This window comes from Roseateles sp. GW821-FHT09G09, assembly GCF_059415965.1.
Genome location: NZ_JBWKOG010000003.1, coordinates 167,986 through 183,214, shown reverse-complemented (window position 1 = coordinate 183,214; position 15,229 = coordinate 167,986). Strand labels below are relative to the sequence as shown.

The window sequence follows — 15,229 nt, the reverse complement described above, 5'->3', positions numbered from 1 at the left end:
GTCCTTCGCTTTCCAGGCCGTCGAATCTCCGGTCCGGGCCCTCCGGGCCGCGCGCTCTCCAGGCGCGGCGGCGGATGGCGCATCTCAGGCTCCAGAAAAAGGTCTTCGGCGCGTGATGAATTGGAATGACGAATGGCAGCGCGTGCAGCGCACCCTCGCTCGCGCCGAATCCTTCGCGGCCAAACACCCGCGCGCCTTGACCGGCACCGTGGTCGGTGTCCTGAGCTGCTTTGCCGTGACCGCCTTCGGCGTCGCGCCGATGGCCCCTGACGCGGCGGATCTCCCGCAACGCGTCGTCTCCGAATCCATCCCGCTGCAGTCGCTGGACGAGCAACTGGCCGACCTGGCCGCGTTCGATCCTGGCCTCTCGCGCAACGACGTCACCCGCGCCGCCGACACGGCCGATGCGCTGCTCCGGCGCATGGGCGCCTTCGACGCGGCGGCCGCCGCGTTCCTGCGCACCGACGACACCGCCAAGAAGCTGCTGACCGGCCGTGTCGGCAAGCGCGTGCAGATCGTCGCGACCGCCAGCGGCGAGGTGCAGTCCATCGTCGCCCGCTACGCCGCCGAGGCCAGCGACCAACTGGACACCCACTTCACCCGCCTGAGCATCACCCGCCAGGGCGACAAGTTCGTCTCCAAGCTCGAGACGGCGGCCTACGAGACCCAGACCCGTCTGGGCAGCGGCACGATCCAGTCCTCGCTGTTCGCCGCGACCGACGAGGCGAACGTGCCCGACGCGATCGCCACGCAGCTGGCGGACATGTTCTCGGGCGACATCGACTTCCATCGGGAACTGCGCAAGGGCGATCGCTTCTCGCTGGTCTACGAAACCCTCACCGCCGACGGCGAACCCATCACCTGGGGCAACCGCTCGGGCCGCCTGCTGGCCGCCGAGTTCGTGAACAACGGCAAGAGCTACCAGTCGGTCTTCTTCCGCGACCCGACCAGCGGCAAGAGCAATTACTACGGCTTCGACGGCGAGAGCAAGCGGCGCTCGTTCCTGGCGAGCCCGATGGAGTTCTCGCGCGTCACGTCCGGTTTCGCGATGCGCTTCCATCCGATCCTGCAGACCTGGCGCCAGCATCAGGGCATCGACTACGGCGCACCGACCGGCACGGCGGTGCGCAGCGTCGGCGATGGGAACGTCGAATTCGCCGGCTGGCAGAACGGCTTCGGCAACGTGATCCAACTCAAGCACAGCGGCAACCGCATGACGGTCTACGCGCACCTGAGCCGGATCGACGTCAAGAAGGGCCAGAAGATCGAACAGGGTCAGAAGATCGGCGCCGTCGGCTCGACCGGCTGGGCCACCGGGCCTCACCTGCATTTCGAATTCCGCGTCAACGGCAAGCAGCAGGATCCGCGCGTGATCGCACGGGCGTCCGAGGCCGTCACCCTGCCCGCGACCGCGAAGGCCGTCTTCAAGGAGCAGGTCGCCAGCGCGAAGATCGCGCTCGAGGCCGCCTCCTCGATCCACGACGGCGTCGTCGGCGAGTAAGCCGGCCGGCGTTCCCTTCCAGCGCTTCGCTGCGTCGTCGCTCACCTGCCCTTCCGGCCATGACGACGTCCGGCGCCGAGCTCTACATCGGACTGATGTCCGGCACCTCGCTCGACGGCGTCGACGCGGTGCTGCTGCACGCTGAGGCCGACGGTCGCGTCCGCGCCCTCGCTCACGAGTACCAGGCCTTCGGCCCCGAGTTGCGCGCGGAACTGCTCGCGCTCAACAGCCCGGGCGACAACGAGCTGCAACGCGCGGCACTCGCCGCGAACGCCATCGCCCGCGCCTATGCGCAGGCCTGCCGAGCCCTGTTGACGGCCCAGCGGCTCGTGCCGCAGGAGATCCGCGCCCTCGGCGCGCACGGGCAGACGGTGCGACACCGCCCCGGCGAGTTCGATGGCACCGGCTACACGCTCCAGTTGCTCAACGCCCCCCTGCTGGCCGAGCTCAGCGGCATCGCAGTCGTTCACGACTTGCGCAGCCGTGATCTGACGGTCGGCGGCCAGGGGGCGCCCCTGGTGCCGGCCTTCCATCGCGCCGTGCTGGCACAGGACGGCACCGACGTCGTCGTGCTGAACGTCGGCGGCATCAGCAACGTGAGCCTGCTCTGGGCGGACGGACGCAGCGGCGGCTTCGACTGCGGTCCCGGCAACTGCCTGATGGACGGCTGGATCCAGCGCCACCAGGGCACCGATTACGACGCGGGAGGCCTGTGGGCCGCGCAAGGGCATGTGCAGGCGGGTCTGCTCGACGCCCTGCTGGCCGAGCCCTACTTCCGCCAGCCCCCGCCGCGCAGCACGGGACGGGATCTGTTCCATCTCGGCTGGCTCGATGCCAGGATCGCGGCGCATGCGCCTCGCATTGCCCCGGTGGACGTTCAAGCGACGCTGCTGGAGCTCAGCGCGCTTTGCGTCCTCGACAGCCTGGTGGCTTTCGCGCCGGGTGCATGGCGCGAGCTGCTGGTCTGCGGCGGCGGCGCCTTCAACGACACGCTGCTGAAGCGGCTGCAGGCGCTGCTGCCCACCGTGGCCGTCCGCACCACCGCAGCCAAGGGGCTGCCGCCGATGCAGGTCGAGGGAGCTGCCTTCGCGTGGCTCGCAATGCGCCACGTGCGCGGGCTGCCGGGCAACCTGCCTGCGGCCACGGGCGCTTCAGGCGACCGGGTACTCGGCAGCTATACACCCGCCTGATCTGGCATCAGCCCTCGCAGCGGGTTCATCGCCAGAAACGACAAGACCGCCCGAAGGCGGTCTTTGCCATCCAGCCCGAAGGCCGTCGCTGCCGACCCGTCTGGCGCGGGCGCCGATCAGACCGAGAAGCTCGACCCGCAACCGCAGGTCGTCTGCGCGTTCGGGTTCTTGATCACGAACTGGGCGCCTTGCAGATCTTCCTTGTAGTCGATCTCGGCGCCGACCAGGTACTGCAGGCTCATCGCGTCGATCAGCAGCGTCACGCCGTTCTTGGCCATCTGCGTGTCGTCGTCGTTGACGGCCTCGTCGAAGGTGAAGCCGTACTGGAAGCCGGAGCAACCGCCACCCTGCACGAACACGCGCAGCTTCAGCTCCGGATTGCCTTCTTCCAGCACGAGTTCGCGCACCTTCTCGGCCGCGCTGTCGGTGAAGACCAGCGGCGCCGGCATGCCGCCCAGATCGGTGGATTGGGTGTCGAGGACTGCGCTCATCGTGGATCCTGTTATGTCGGAGGAATGGCGGGATTATCTCAAAGCCCCCGCAGGGACGGCAGAGCCTTGGAGATAGCCCCTTCGGCAGGATATGCACCCGACCGGGCAAAAAACAAGGCCGCTGAAGCAGCGGCCTTGTTCTTGAGCTTTCGCCACCGAGGACATCCCAACCCGGATGCCCCCCGTGGACGGAAGTCGATCAGCGCTTGCTGAACTGCTTCCGGCGACGGGCGCCGTGCAGACCGACCTTCTTACGCTCGACTTCACGCGCGTCACGCGTGACGAAGCCAGCGCGGCTCAGTTCGGGCTTCAGGGCCGAGTCATAGTCGATCAGCGCGCGGGTGATCCCCAGGCGGACCGCGCCGGCTTGGCCGGACTCGCCGCCGCCGTGCACGTTGACCTTGATGTCGAACGCTTCACCATTGTTCGTCAACAGCAGGGGCTGGCGCGAAATCATGATGGACGTCTGACGGCCGAAGTACTGCTCGATCGAACGGCCATTCACCGTGATCTGGCCAGTGCCCTTCTTGATGAAGACACGTGCCACAGACGACTTGCGACGGCCGGTACCGTAGTTCCAGTTTCCGATCATCTCCGCTCCTTAGATTTCCAGCGCCTTGGGCTGCTGGGCGGTGTGCGGATGCGTGTCGCCCGCATACACCTTCAGCTTCTTGATCATCGCGTAGCCGAGCGGGCCCTTGGGCAGCATGCCCTTGACGGCCTTTTCCAGGGCACGGCCCGGATGCTTGGCTTGCATGTCCTTGAACTTGGTGGCGTAGATGCCGCCCGGGAAGCCCGAGTGACGGTAGTACACCTTGTCCGTGGCCTTGTTGCCGGTCACGCGCAGCTTCTCGGCGTTGATGATGACGATGAAGTCACCGGTATCGACGTGAGGCGTGTAGATGGCCTTGTGCTTGCCGCGCAAACGGAGTGCCACTTCGCTGGCAACACGTCCGAGCACCTTGTCGGTGGCGTCAATCACAAACCACTCGTGCGTCACTTCGGCCGGCTTGGCGCTGAAGGTCTTCATGAGATTCTTTCAAAAGGCGAAAATTCGGGCGATCTGCCCCCGTACGCTCGGTGCACGCTTGTTGGCGATGTCACGGTTGAGGTGATTCGCTGCGGCCTCTCACGGACGTTCCCCCGCTGCCTTGGAAACGGGAAAGCCGACGAGTCTAGCAGAACCCGCCCGAAAGCCCAAATCCCGACCGCCGGCGCCACGCAGCGACCTCACCAGCCGCCCTCCACCGATTTGTGACTCCTCCAGAGCGGCGCCGGCACCGTTCCCCGCTAGCATCCCTCTCCAACGCCGAGCCCACCATGTCCACCCCGCCCGATCCCCGCGATCCCCGCCCGAACACGCCCCGCCCGACCGCGCCCCGGCAGAAGGCGCCCGAGGCGGCGGCGCCTTCGCGCTGGAGCGCCAAGGCCATGCTGGCGCGCTGGACCGGCTGGGTGCCGATCCGCTCGCTGGGCAAGCGTCACCGCAAGCGCATCCTGCAGCACCTGCTCGCCCTGGGCGAACGCGACCGCTACCTGCGCTTCGGTTATCCGGCGCAGGACGAACAGATCGGCAAGTACGTCGCCGGCCTGGATCTGGTCCGCGACGAGGTGCTGGGCATCTTCAACCGCCGACTGCAGCTGATCGCCGTGGCCCACCTCGCCTATGCGCCGGCACCGCAGATCAAGGGCCGTCCGGCGATGGCGGAATTCGGCGTCTCGGTCGCCACCGCCGCCCGCGGCAAGGGCTTTGGCGGCCGGCTGTTCGAGCGCGCCTCGCTGCACGCGCGCAACCGCGGGATCGACACGCTGTTCATCCACGCGCTCAGCGAAAACGCCCCCATGCTGAAGATCGCCCGCAACGCCGGCGCGACGGTCGAGCGCGACGGCGGCGAGTCCGAAGCCTGGCTGCGGCTGCCGCCGGACTCGGTGTCCTCGCACGTCGACGAGGCCCTGGAGCGCCACATGGCCGAATGGGACTTCCAGTTCAAGCGCCACATGCGCACCGTCGGCGATTTCCTGGACGGCGTGGCCGAGGTGAAGTCCCGCATCCGCAAGGTGCGCGACCGCACCGACGATCCGGGCAGCAAGCGCTGACGGCCCGTCGACGCATCGCTGATCGCACAGGTACCGGTTTCATTCCCGACGGCTCCACCCGATTCCAGGGGGTCGCCGGGGTCAGTTCGGATGCAATTTGTAACGCCTTTCCGCTACATTCCCACGATTCGCCCGGTACGGTGTCTCTGATTCGCTGCGCCGTGCCTCTCCGCCGGCGTCCTCGTGCGCCATCCGTCCGGTCCGTCGATGCTTTGGAATATGCAGAACCTGCTGCCGTGGATCATCGCGGGACTGTCGGCGCTGGCCGTGCTGGGGCTGGCCGCCGCGCTGCTGCTGCGACGCCCGCGCCGCGAGCGCAAGCCGCTGCCGACGGAATGGTCGCTCAATGCCCGTCCGGTCTTCAGCGCCGACGAACGGCGCGTCTTCCGCCTGCTGCGCGAAGCGCTGCCGCACCACGTCGTCATGTGCAAGCTGCCGATGGTGCGCTTCTGCCAGCCGACCGAGGCCCGCGACGTCCGCTACTGGTATGAGCTGCTGGGCGGGATCAGCGTGAACTTCGCGATCTGCAGCCCCAACGGCCGCGTGCTGGCCGCGATCGACATCGAGACCGACCGCCCGGGGTCCGCCCGCAGCCTGCAGATCAAGCAGGCGGTGCTGGCCGCCTGCCGCATCCGCTACCTGCGCACGGCCGTGGACAACCTGCCCAGCGCCACCGAATTGCAACTGCTCGTGCCCTACAGCAACCAGGGCAGCCGGGCCGGCATGGCGGCGATGCCGCGCGCCGGCACGTCCCACACGTCCCATCTGCCGAGCGCCCCTCCGGTCGCGCCCCGCCGTGCGCCCCCCGCCGCGCCGGCCACCTCGCGCAACACGCTCTGGAACGACTCGCCGGTGTTCAGTGATTCGTTCTTCGCGCCGGACAGCCGCTACGACGCCTTCGGCGGCGAATCGATGCAGGCGCCGCTGCCGCCGGTGGAACCACGCGCCCGCGGCTACCGTCCACGCGCCGGCGCGCAGGACGCGCCCGGCTTCCGCGACTCCCAGCTGCGGGATCCGCATGCGCGCGATTCGCAGCTCCGCGATCCGCAGCTCCGCGATCCGCAGTTCCGCGACTCGCAATTCGGCCGCGACTTCCCGACGCTGCCCAGCGAGCTGCCGGACCCCGACATCGGCGGCGTGGTCGTCGACTCGCCCCGCTACGGGCGGCGCTAAGCTACGCCCCTGCCCGCTCTTCGAGGACACGACGGCGCTGCGGCGCCGTCTCTGCTGTCCTCGCCGCTTCCGATGACTGACATGACGGCCGGCTTCGGCCTCCTGACCCCTGAGCTGATGCTCGACGCGCTCGAGCACGCGGGGCTCCGCCCCGATGGCCGCCTGCTGCAGCTGAACTCGTACGAGAACCGCGTGCTCATGGCCCATCTGGAGGACGGGGCGGCGGTGGTCGCGAAGTTCTACCGGCCTGGGCGCTGGAGCGATGCGCAGATCCTGGAGGAGCATGCGTTCGCGCGCGCACTGGCCGACGCCGAGGTGCCCGTCGTCGCGCCGCTGCTGCTGAAGACCGGCGACACGTCCGGGACGCTCGGCCACTTCGAGGGACAGCGATTCGCGGTGACGCCGCGCCAGGGCGGCCGCGCGCCGGAACTCGAGGATCCCGAGGTGCTGCGCTGGATCGGCCGCCTGCTCGCGCGGCTGCACGACGTCGGCCAGCGCGAGCCCTTCCAGCATCGCCTGTCCTGGAACAGCGCCGCGCCGGCGCGCGAGGCGCGCGACTGGCTGCGCGCGCACGACACGCTGGCCCCGGAGGTCGCGGCCAACTGGCACGACGCCGCCGCGCGCTGCATCGACGCGATCGATGCCGCCTTCGAGGCGCTGCCCGATCGCCGCGCGCTGCGACTGCACGGCGACTGCCACCCGGGCAACATCCTCTGGACACCGGATCGCGGCCCGCACTTCGTGGACCTCGACGACGCGGTGCAGGGCCCCGCCGTGCAGGACCTGTGGATGCTGCTGTCCGGTGAGCCCGAAGCGGCGCGCCGCCAGCTCGATGCGCTGCTCGACGGCTACGAGAGCGTGCGCGAATTCGACTGGCGCGAACTGAAGCTGGTGGAGGCGCTGCGCACGCAGCGGATGATCCATCACAGCGCCTGGCTCGCGCGACGCTGGGACGATCCGGCCTTCCCGGCGGCGTTCCCCTGGTTCGGCACGCCCAACTACTGGGGCGACCAGGTCGTGAAGCTGCGGGAGCAGCTCGACGCGATGCAGACGCAAGCCAGGCCCGTCGACCACTGGCACGGCTGATCCGTGCGACCCCTGCGCGGGGTCGGGCGCGCTGCGCATCGCTGACCGGCTTCGGGGTCCTTCCCCGGATCCGAGTCAGCCAGCGCCGCCCGCTTCACCGTCTTGGCGAGCCGCCCGCGGCCGCTCCCGACCGACGACGGCATGACTGACGCTGCTCCTTCGCCCTGGAGCCGCACCATGCCCGACAACACCACCGGCAATGCGCTGCACGTCGTGCTGCCGACGCTCACCCCGCCGGATGCGGCGGGCGCCGGCCCCTCGACGCCCACGCCGGTCGCGCAGCCGTCCACCCCCTCGCCGGCGCCGCGCATCAAGTCCTTCCTGAACCTGCGCGAAAGCCTCGACCCGCGGCAGGTGGTGCACGCCGAGGAAGGCCGGTTGCGCGTGATCCTGTACGCCGTGCAGGCGGCGATGCGGACCTTGCGGTCCGACACGCCGCGGGTGACGCCCGGGGAGCGGGCGCAGTTGCGAGAGGAGGTGCTCGCGCACTTGAAGCGCCAGCTGAGCGACGCCCTCCTCGACGGGGCCGACACGGCCTATCTCGATCGATATGCCGGCCGACTGGTGTCGGCCGTGATCGACGGCAACTACAGCGACCTGGCGGGCAACGGCAACCGGAACGACACCATCCGGCAAGTCATCCTGGAACAGCAGTCGTTGCGGGAGGCCGTGCTGCTGCGACCCTGGGGCATCGGCGACCTGAGCGACAACGGCGTCGAAGCCACGCCGACCTTCCTGCGCGGCGTGAAGGTGGCCGTGCATCGTGGGAGCGCGCTGCTCGTGGAAGGTCTGCTGGCCGCGGCTTTCGAAGCCGAACGCCTGCTCGGCCAGTCGACGACCGCGCTCGCGCTCGCGCACCATGTCGGCGTGGCGCGTCAGGCCGCCTACACGCTGGCCTCCGCGCTCGCCGCCAGGCCGCTGCTGTTCGACCTCGACCGGCTCGATCGCCTCGCCGGACGGACCGATGCCGCCGCGCAAGGACATCTCGCGGCCATCCGGGACCTGTGGCCGACGCAAAGCAGATTGTCGGCACTGGGAATCGCCGGGCCGCCGCTCTTCCTGTCGAGGTCGGAACGTGGCGATGCCGCCTGGCATCCGACCGGCCGGCGGCTCGTGCGGACCGAGGACCCCCGGCCCTTCGTGCGACTGATCGGCCTGGCGCGCGCGGCACCCGGATCGGCGGATGCTGCGGGCGCCTCGTCGGCGGCGCCGTTGGCGGAGCAGGTGCCGCTCCCCGTGCTGCGTTCGTTGATGCCGGAGGTTCAGCAGCACCTGGACCGGCGGCGTGGCACGGTCACCCTGAGTCTGCACGACCAGCCCCTGCTGCTCGCCCTGCACCTGCCCCCGCTCGTGTCGCCGACGGACCTCGAGCAACGACGCGGACAGGATGGTCATCTCGCCCTGCTGGACGCCTTCAGCGTCACGGTGCTGGTGGACGAAGCGCCGCTGTCGCGCCAACTGCTCCCGACACTGATCACGCTGACCGACGAGCAGTTCCTGATCGGGACCCAGCCCCTGGCCAGGCGGCGGCCCGACGGGCGCTGGGCGTTCGATGCGGACGCCGTCGAGGTCGCGCGGCACGTGCACAGTCCCGACGGCGCCGTGCGCCCCGACGACACCTCGCTGCCCGACTGGCAGACCCCGCGCGGCGGCAGACCTCGCGACACCGCCCCGGGTGCCCGCAGCGACCGCTTGCGCCTCTACCTTCAGATGGAGGACGACCCGGTCATGCACATGATCGGACTGGCACTGACCCGGACTCATCCGGACGAAGTCGTCTGGGTGCAATCCCATCCGACCGGAGAGTTCCGCGTGATCCGCGGACAGTCCCTGCTGGACAACGCCGCGGCCGACGCCTGGATCAAGCTGATCGTGTCCGGTCACGGCCACACCAGTCTGCTGACCCGGGAGCGCCTGCTCAGCGGCCGGACCGCGCGGGCCCTGGCCGGCGAATTGAAGCGACTGATCCCCCGCTTGAGGCAGCCGCCGCTGCCGAAACTGTCGCGCATCAGCCTGCTCAGTTGCGCGCTCGAAACGCCGGTCGTGCAACGCAGCTTCGGCCGGGAGTTCGCCGTGGCCGCTCGCGAACTGGGGGCCGCCGGCATGGAGACCACCCTCTATGCGCAGACCCTGGTCGTCGACGCGCATTCAGGCCACCTGCTCAAGGCCACGCAACAGCACGACGAAGCGCCGCTGCGCCAAGGTGCGGCCGGTACGACCTGGGTCTTCCGCTCCGACCCGGTCACCGGCGTCACGACGGTCCGCGACAAGTTCCCCAATGGCAACGACGGGGTCGACCTGCCGGTCGTCTGCTGCGCGATCCTCGCGGGCCATCCTGGAGGGCCATCCCTCCGATCGCAGGGGCTGGCACGCGCGGAGACGCTGGATCGGGCCATGCTTCGCCGACGGTTCCAGGAGATGGTCGACCAGTATCGACCTCCCGGCATGCATCTGGTGCCCCGGCTGGCGCTCCAGGAGGGCGGCGCGCAATTGACCTACATGCGCCTGGACGGCACCCGGCAGACACGCCAGGTCACCGCCGCCGCCGACATCCGCACGTTGCGCGCCGGACTGGCATCGATTTCGTCCGGCCTGGAAGCGATCCCCGATCGAAACATCGACATCACCTTTCCAGACGCCCGGACCGAGATGCTCGATTTCGCCCAGCTGTGTCTGATGACCCGATCGCTGGCCAGCAATGATCCCGATGGCGACGCGTATCAGGCCGCCCTGCTCTACCTGGGCATGGCGCAGAGCTGGGCCCAGGTGGGGGGCGATGCCGTCCAGGTGGCCGAGATCGTCCGGCGCGTCGTCGCCGGCGGCCAGGCGACCTCGATGGCCGGTCTGGTCCGGAGCACCCGGATGCTGTCGGAGGCGCTCCGCGCGGTCAGCCTGCTGGCGCAGGCCGGCACGATCTCCACCGACATCGCCAGGTTGATCGATGAGCTGCACATCGGGGATCTCGTCGGCGTGACCGAGGCGGCCGCCCAGGTCGCGCTGGACGCTTCAGGCCTGATGCTGGTGGCACTGGCCGAGTTCGCGAACCTGCTCGGTGCCACCCTGATCGCCGCACTCGCCGAAGGCATGGTCGTGCCGCTGCAGGGCCTGATGATCGGCTTCTCCGCACTCGATCGCGCGGTCCAGGGCGAGATCGCGCGGGTCGGGCGCAACCTCGCACCGCTGCGGCAGATCGATCTCGGCTACGACGAACCGCTGCGTCAGGTAGCCCTGGATCCCGGGAATCCAGACAGGAAGGTGCTCCTGGCGCACGGCTGGACTCCCATGCGGCGCATCGATTTCCTGGAAAAGGCGGTGACCTTCGCCGACGCGACCGTGGGGGCCTCGTCCCTGCACCGACATCAGTTGTATTGGCAGGGCCAGCATCGCTTGCACGATTGGTGGATCAACGACGGCGCGGGGAACCAGGCCCTCTATGCCAGGCACGGGCTGGAACTGGACCTCTGGACGCTGATGCGCCGCGGCGACCGTTCGGTGCTTCCCCGGATCCGGCTGTCCGAAGCGTCGAGCCACCCCGACCTGGTCCTGGTGCTGATGACGGCCCCCAACGTCGAGATCCACTTCGACCATTACTCGCCGTCCCGGGCCGGTGGCGACTTCGCGCTGATCCGGGACCCGCTCGTCGAACGGATGCAGGAGAACAGCGATGCCGACTTCGTGGGCGACTATGTCTCTTCCAGCAGTTTCGCCAAGTCCGCGGACCATTGGCGCGTCCGCCAGAAGCCGACGCTGCTGGAAGTCGTGCTGGACGATCTGCCGCGGGTGCTGGCGCTGCCGCAGCGGTCCGAGGCCGAGCGCGCCAGCTTCATCTTCACCGACGACCGCCCCCTCGATCAGCGCACGCTGCGTCCCCTCGACCAGTCGCAGGTCCACGTCCGCCTGATCGGCGGAGGCGGCCGCTACACCGTGGCGATCCCGCCCGACGGCACCGTGCGCAATCCGGTTCGCATCCAGCCCTCCGCCGACGCCCGGGAAATCTGGACCTTCCTGCTGAAGGGCAGCCTGATCGACGGCGGCAAGCCGATGTCGTTCGTCGATGGCGGCGTCGCCGGCTTCAGCATCGCGGGCCAGGCGTTTCATTTCGAAGCGTTGCATGGCGCCGTCGTCCAGATCGCAGACCCGCTCGTCGACGGCGTGCGGCTGGTGGTGGACCTTGCGGGCAAGGATGCCTCGCTGGTCCTGACCTTGCCGCCCTGGTCCGAGGGGCTGCGCCCGCTCGACGCCTTGGGCAAGGCGATGCGCCTGCTCGCGTCGTCCACCGGCATCGACCACGGCTCGGCCCCCGCCCTGTTCCGGCCCCGCCCTGCCGGCCTGCGCTTGCAGCCGATCCAGTTGACCAGTTCACTGGCAAGCGGCGAACTCCTGTCGGGCATGCTGGATCCCTCCAACGGCAGGGCCATCCTGGCCGGCGCCCACCATCTGTTCATCTTGAGCGACCCCGGCGACGCAGGGGCGCCATTCTGGCAGCGATATGCGCTCGAAGGCGGCGAGCTCAGCATCAACGGGGAGCGGCAGCCGGTGGTCCGCTACGACGGCGGCCGCCACTTCGGTCCCATCACGTTCACCTACATGGCGGAGACGCGCCGTTTCGTGCGTGATCGACTCTCCCTCACGATCGCGGGGGAACAGGCCCTCTCGCACTGGCTTCGCACCCATCCCGACTGGACCTACGCAACGCTGGTCCGCTTCATGACCGAAGAACTGGCGGCCGGGGTCGAACTCGCGGGCCCTGGGGGCGACGCGGTCCAGGCAGTGCAGTTCGTCGACTTCTACTACCGGAATGCCGTGAGCCTTCGCCCGACGGAGGGATTGCTCCCGTTGGGGCTCTGGGCGCGCGTGGACAGGCTGGAGCACAGCGCACGGGAAGGCGACGCCATCACGTTCGACGCCGATCCCTCCTTGCCGCTGGATCTGGCCCGGGTGGGTCTCTCGGCGTTCCGCCGATATGTCGCCGCTCAGGTTGGCGACGCGCCGACCGGAACGTCTGCGCCACCCCCGACGCTCAGCGCGCCGATGCTGGCCCGGGCCAGGCAATGGCTGGTCCTGCGCCATGCGCAGGCCACCGGCGCGTACGGTCCATGGTCCGACCTCCACACGCCGCAACCGCTGCTGAGTCTCCAGGAGCGCACCGGGCTGGTCGGGCTGCAGGGTCAGTTGCTGGCCCTGCTCGGAGCCCATGCGACCCAGACCGGGGCCTCATCGTGGATCCGCATGGGCGACACACCCGCCGCCTCGGCGGCGCTGGTGCACCAGCTGCGCGACGCCGGCGTGGAGATCCGCATCGACGTCGGCGATACCGCGCCTGCCGGGCGGGCGGCCAACCGCTCCGGCCCCACCGACTTCTACGACGTGCAGGAAGTGTCGATGCGCCTGTTCCTGCAGGACCTCACCGACCGGATCGACCGCGATGCGGCCGCCATCCGACACCTGAGCGGGCTGCGCCCGATCGGCCCGTCGGACACGCCGCTCCAGGCGGCGCTGACGCGTCATGCGGCGCTGCGCGCCGTTGCGCGTCGGCAGCGCTTGCCCATCCCGGACGTGCCGGAGGCGCTGCTGGAAGAAGTGCGTGCCGCGGGCCTGACGTTCTGGCGACCGGACGGGAGCGGCTCGCCGGATCAGGTCCGGTCGGACACGAAGGAGCCGGGACTGCGGACGACAGACCGGATCGCCGGCATGACGCTCGGCCGTGTCGAGATCACGTCGAGCGATGGCGGCAAGATCGATGAAGCGACCCTGCGGTTGTGGCGGGACCAGGCCGCCACGCAGGGCTTGCTGCCGGACGGGTGGTACGCCCGTCACGCCGTGCCGGGCTCGGAGATGGAGATCGAGCTGCGGGAACTTGCCGCACAAGCGCTGCGCGACCGATTGATCAGGCTGCAAGACCATGCGGAGAGCGCCGGCCTGGATGCGATCCCGCTGGACGCGGACGCGACCTTGAACCGTCAGCTGTTCCATGCCTTGCAGCGCCTGCTTCCGGCGGCGACCGGCATCAAGGTCGCCGGGCGGGACACCGTGACACCCGGCGACGTCGTCCAGTTCTTCGACAACCAGGGAGCCGGCCACTACGCCCTGATGCGCCGCCCGGACACCCACCTCGTGCACCTGCCGCGCGAGCCCGCCCCCGCGCTGCGCGCCAATCCGTACTGGGGCTACCTTGGCCGTGTGAGCGACTTCGGACAGCAGCTCGTCCCCAGCCTCTCCCCCGAGCCCTCGGGGCCGCCGCGACTCGATCCTGCCGCCTATCACGCCTGGCGCCAGGACGATCCGAAACCGGTGCTCGGCGACGTCTACCTCTACCAGAACCCGTTCAGCGGGCTCCAGGAGCTGTTTCGCCTCCAACGGCTGACGACGCGCACTTCAAAGGGTGGCCCGACACCCTACGGCTATTTCCCCATCGATGGCACCAGCAACGCCGACTGGCTGTATCTCGGCAACTCCCAGTCGCTCAGCCCTGCGGAACTCGGTGCACTGGCCCACACACCGACCGCACTGACACCGCAAGCGTTCACCGTGGGGCTGCTCGAATGGTGGGTGGACCGTCTGGCGCCGGGTGTCGAATACCGCAACTTCCGGATGGACACGGACACCTTCGAGGCGATGACCTGGGGCAGCACCCTCTTCCGCCTGGAGGCGGACGGCACGCTGTATGTCGGTCTGGACGACAACGATGCCACGCCGTTCCGGATCGGCAGCGACGCCGAGTTCCAGGCCTTGCGCACCCAGTTCCTGAGCGGCCGGCAGACGCCGAACTGGCTCTTCATCCAGGGCAACGGCCGGACGGTGGACCTGGAGGGGGCCGCCTCGCTGGGCATCCCGGAGATCGTGATCCTCGACGAATACGACGACGCACCGCGATGCGTCGACCTCGACGACGGCACCTTGCAGGACAGCGAATGTTTCTACGAAGGACGCGATCTGGTCGTCCATCAGACGACGACCGGGCAGTTGGTCCGCATCCGCAATGCGCTCAAGGCCGTCAACCCCCTGCCCTTCGACGACGAATGGACCTCCGATGTCCAGATCACGCGACAGGGCGGCGCCCGTCGGCTGACATGGCCGGGCGTGGATCAGGCCCTGCGCCTGCCGATGCTCACGCTGAGAGGCTCGGCGCTGGAGGTGACCCAGCAGGGCACGGATCTGATGATCGGCGGCGCCGACCGGTGGCACGAGATGCGGGTGCCCGACGTGTTCTCGCTGGTCAACGATTACATCGGCAGCGTCCCGACCGGCGACGATGAAGCCCTGCTGCGATTCCGGGACGCCGAGGGACGCTGGCACCTGGCCCACCTCGCCGCGCCCGTGATCGCGGCGATGGGCACCGACGCGGGCACGACCCGGCGCTGGAAGCTGCTGCCCGGTGACGGCAAGGCCCTGGCCTTCCTGACGCCGGAAGCGTCGGTGCCCGGCGGGGAGGACGCCACGCCGGCGGCGCTCGACGGCGCGCCGTCGACAGACCCGACGCCCCTCACCCCCAGATGGTCCTTGGCGGCAGCGAAGTTCTCCGAGGCGATGGCCGAAGTGCTCGCGCCCGGCGACACCGCGCTTGCGCTGGCCTGGACGCCCGGCGACGAGCAGGCCAGAACCGCCAGTCTGCTTGGAGGCGACGCCGCGACGGCCCGGCAGTCCGGTACCGCCGTCGCGGCGTGAGTCGGATTGAGTCGGCGGCGGCCCCT

General features: G+C 69.4%; 9 protein-coding genes. 6 read left to right on the top strand and 3 right to left on the bottom strand.

The window, feature by feature from the left end:
• Positions 1-115: 115 nt before the first annotated feature.
• Positions 116-1,501 (top strand): M23 family metallopeptidase, encoded by a 1,386-nt coding sequence (locus tag AC07O8_RS09305; protein ID WP_495048122.1) that lies wholly within the window; start codon positions 116-118, stop codon positions 1,499-1,501.
• 59 nt (positions 1,502-1,560) lie between these two features.
• On the top strand, positions 1,561-2,691 hold the full coding sequence (locus AC07O8_RS09300; protein WP_495047752.1) for an anhydro-N-acetylmuramic acid kinase: 1,131 nt from the start codon (positions 1,561-1,563) through the stop codon (positions 2,689-2,691).
• A gap of 116 nt (positions 2,692-2,807) precedes the next feature.
• On the opposite strand, the gene erpA is transcribed toward AC07O8_RS09300, so the two are convergent.
• The 3 genes from erpA to rplM all read right to left on the bottom strand — a co-directional run bounded on the left by erpA (position 2,808) and on the right by rplM (position 4,212).
• Entirely contained in the window at positions 2,808-3,182 is a 375-nt protein-coding gene (gene erpA, locus AC07O8_RS09295) for an iron-sulfur cluster insertion protein ErpA (protein ID WP_297529541.1), read from the bottom strand.
• Positions 3,183-3,381: 199 nt separating this feature from the next.
• A complete protein-coding gene (gene rpsI, locus AC07O8_RS09290) occupies positions 3,382-3,774 on the bottom strand; it encodes a 30S ribosomal protein S9 (RefSeq protein ID WP_331614824.1) in 393 nt (130 codons plus the stop codon).
• Between the two features lie 9 nt (positions 3,775-3,783).
• Complete coding sequence (rplM, locus tag AC07O8_RS09285; RefSeq protein WP_067065533.1) at positions 3,784-4,212, bottom strand: 50S ribosomal protein L13; 429 nt, start codon at positions 4,210-4,212, stop codon at positions 3,784-3,786.
• Between the two features lie 290 nt (positions 4,213-4,502).
• On the opposite strand from rplM, the gene AC07O8_RS09280 reads away from it, so the two are divergent.
• From AC07O8_RS09280 to AC07O8_RS09265, 4 genes are all read left to right on the top strand, one after another.
• Positions 4,503-5,279: a GNAT family N-acetyltransferase gene (locus AC07O8_RS09280; protein ID WP_495047751.1), complete on the top strand. Its 777-nt coding sequence runs from the start codon at positions 4,503-4,505 to the stop codon at positions 5,277-5,279.
• Between the two features lie 207 nt (positions 5,280-5,486).
• Positions 5,487-6,452, top strand: a complete 966-nt coding sequence (locus tag AC07O8_RS09275; RefSeq protein WP_495047750.1) for a DUF2726 domain-containing protein — start codon at positions 5,487-5,489, stop codon at positions 6,450-6,452.
• Positions 6,453-6,524: 72 nt separating this feature from the next.
• Positions 6,525-7,538, top strand: coding sequence for a serine/threonine protein kinase (locus AC07O8_RS09270; RefSeq protein WP_495047749.1), 1,014 nt, complete (start codon positions 6,525-6,527; stop codon positions 7,536-7,538).
• Between the two features lie 177 nt (positions 7,539-7,715).
• A complete protein-coding gene (locus AC07O8_RS09265) occupies positions 7,716-15,203 on the top strand; it encodes a C80 family cysteine peptidase (protein WP_495047748.1) in 7,488 nt (2,495 codons plus the stop codon).
• Positions 15,204-15,229 lie beyond the last annotated feature (26 nt).

Coding starts and splice junctions, on each gene's coding strand:
- erpA (WP_297529541.1), bottom strand. CDS start 3,182: ATGAGCGCAGTCCTCGACACCCAATCCACCGATCTGGGCGGCATGCCG.
- AC07O8_RS09275 (WP_495047750.1), top strand. CDS start 5,487: ATGCTTTGGAATATGCAGAACCTGCTGCCGTGGATCATCGCGGGACTG.
- AC07O8_RS09305 (WP_495048122.1), top strand. CDS start 116: ATGAATTGGAATGACGAATGGCAGCGCGTGCAGCGCACCCTCGCTCGC.
- rplM (WP_067065533.1), bottom strand. CDS start 4,212: ATGAAGACCTTCAGCGCCAAGCCGGCCGAAGTGACGCACGAGTGGTTT.
- rpsI (WP_331614824.1), bottom strand. CDS start 3,774: ATGATCGGAAACTGGAACTACGGTACCGGCCGTCGCAAGTCGTCTGTG.
- AC07O8_RS09280 (WP_495047751.1), top strand. CDS start 4,503: ATGTCCACCCCGCCCGATCCCCGCGATCCCCGCCCGAACACGCCCCGC.
- AC07O8_RS09270 (WP_495047749.1), top strand. CDS start 6,525: ATGACTGACATGACGGCCGGCTTCGGCCTCCTGACCCCTGAGCTGATG.
- AC07O8_RS09300 (WP_495047752.1), top strand. CDS start 1,561: ATGACGACGTCCGGCGCCGAGCTCTACATCGGACTGATGTCCGGCACC.
- AC07O8_RS09265 (WP_495047748.1), top strand. CDS start 7,716: ATGCCCGACAACACCACCGGCAATGCGCTGCACGTCGTGCTGCCGACG.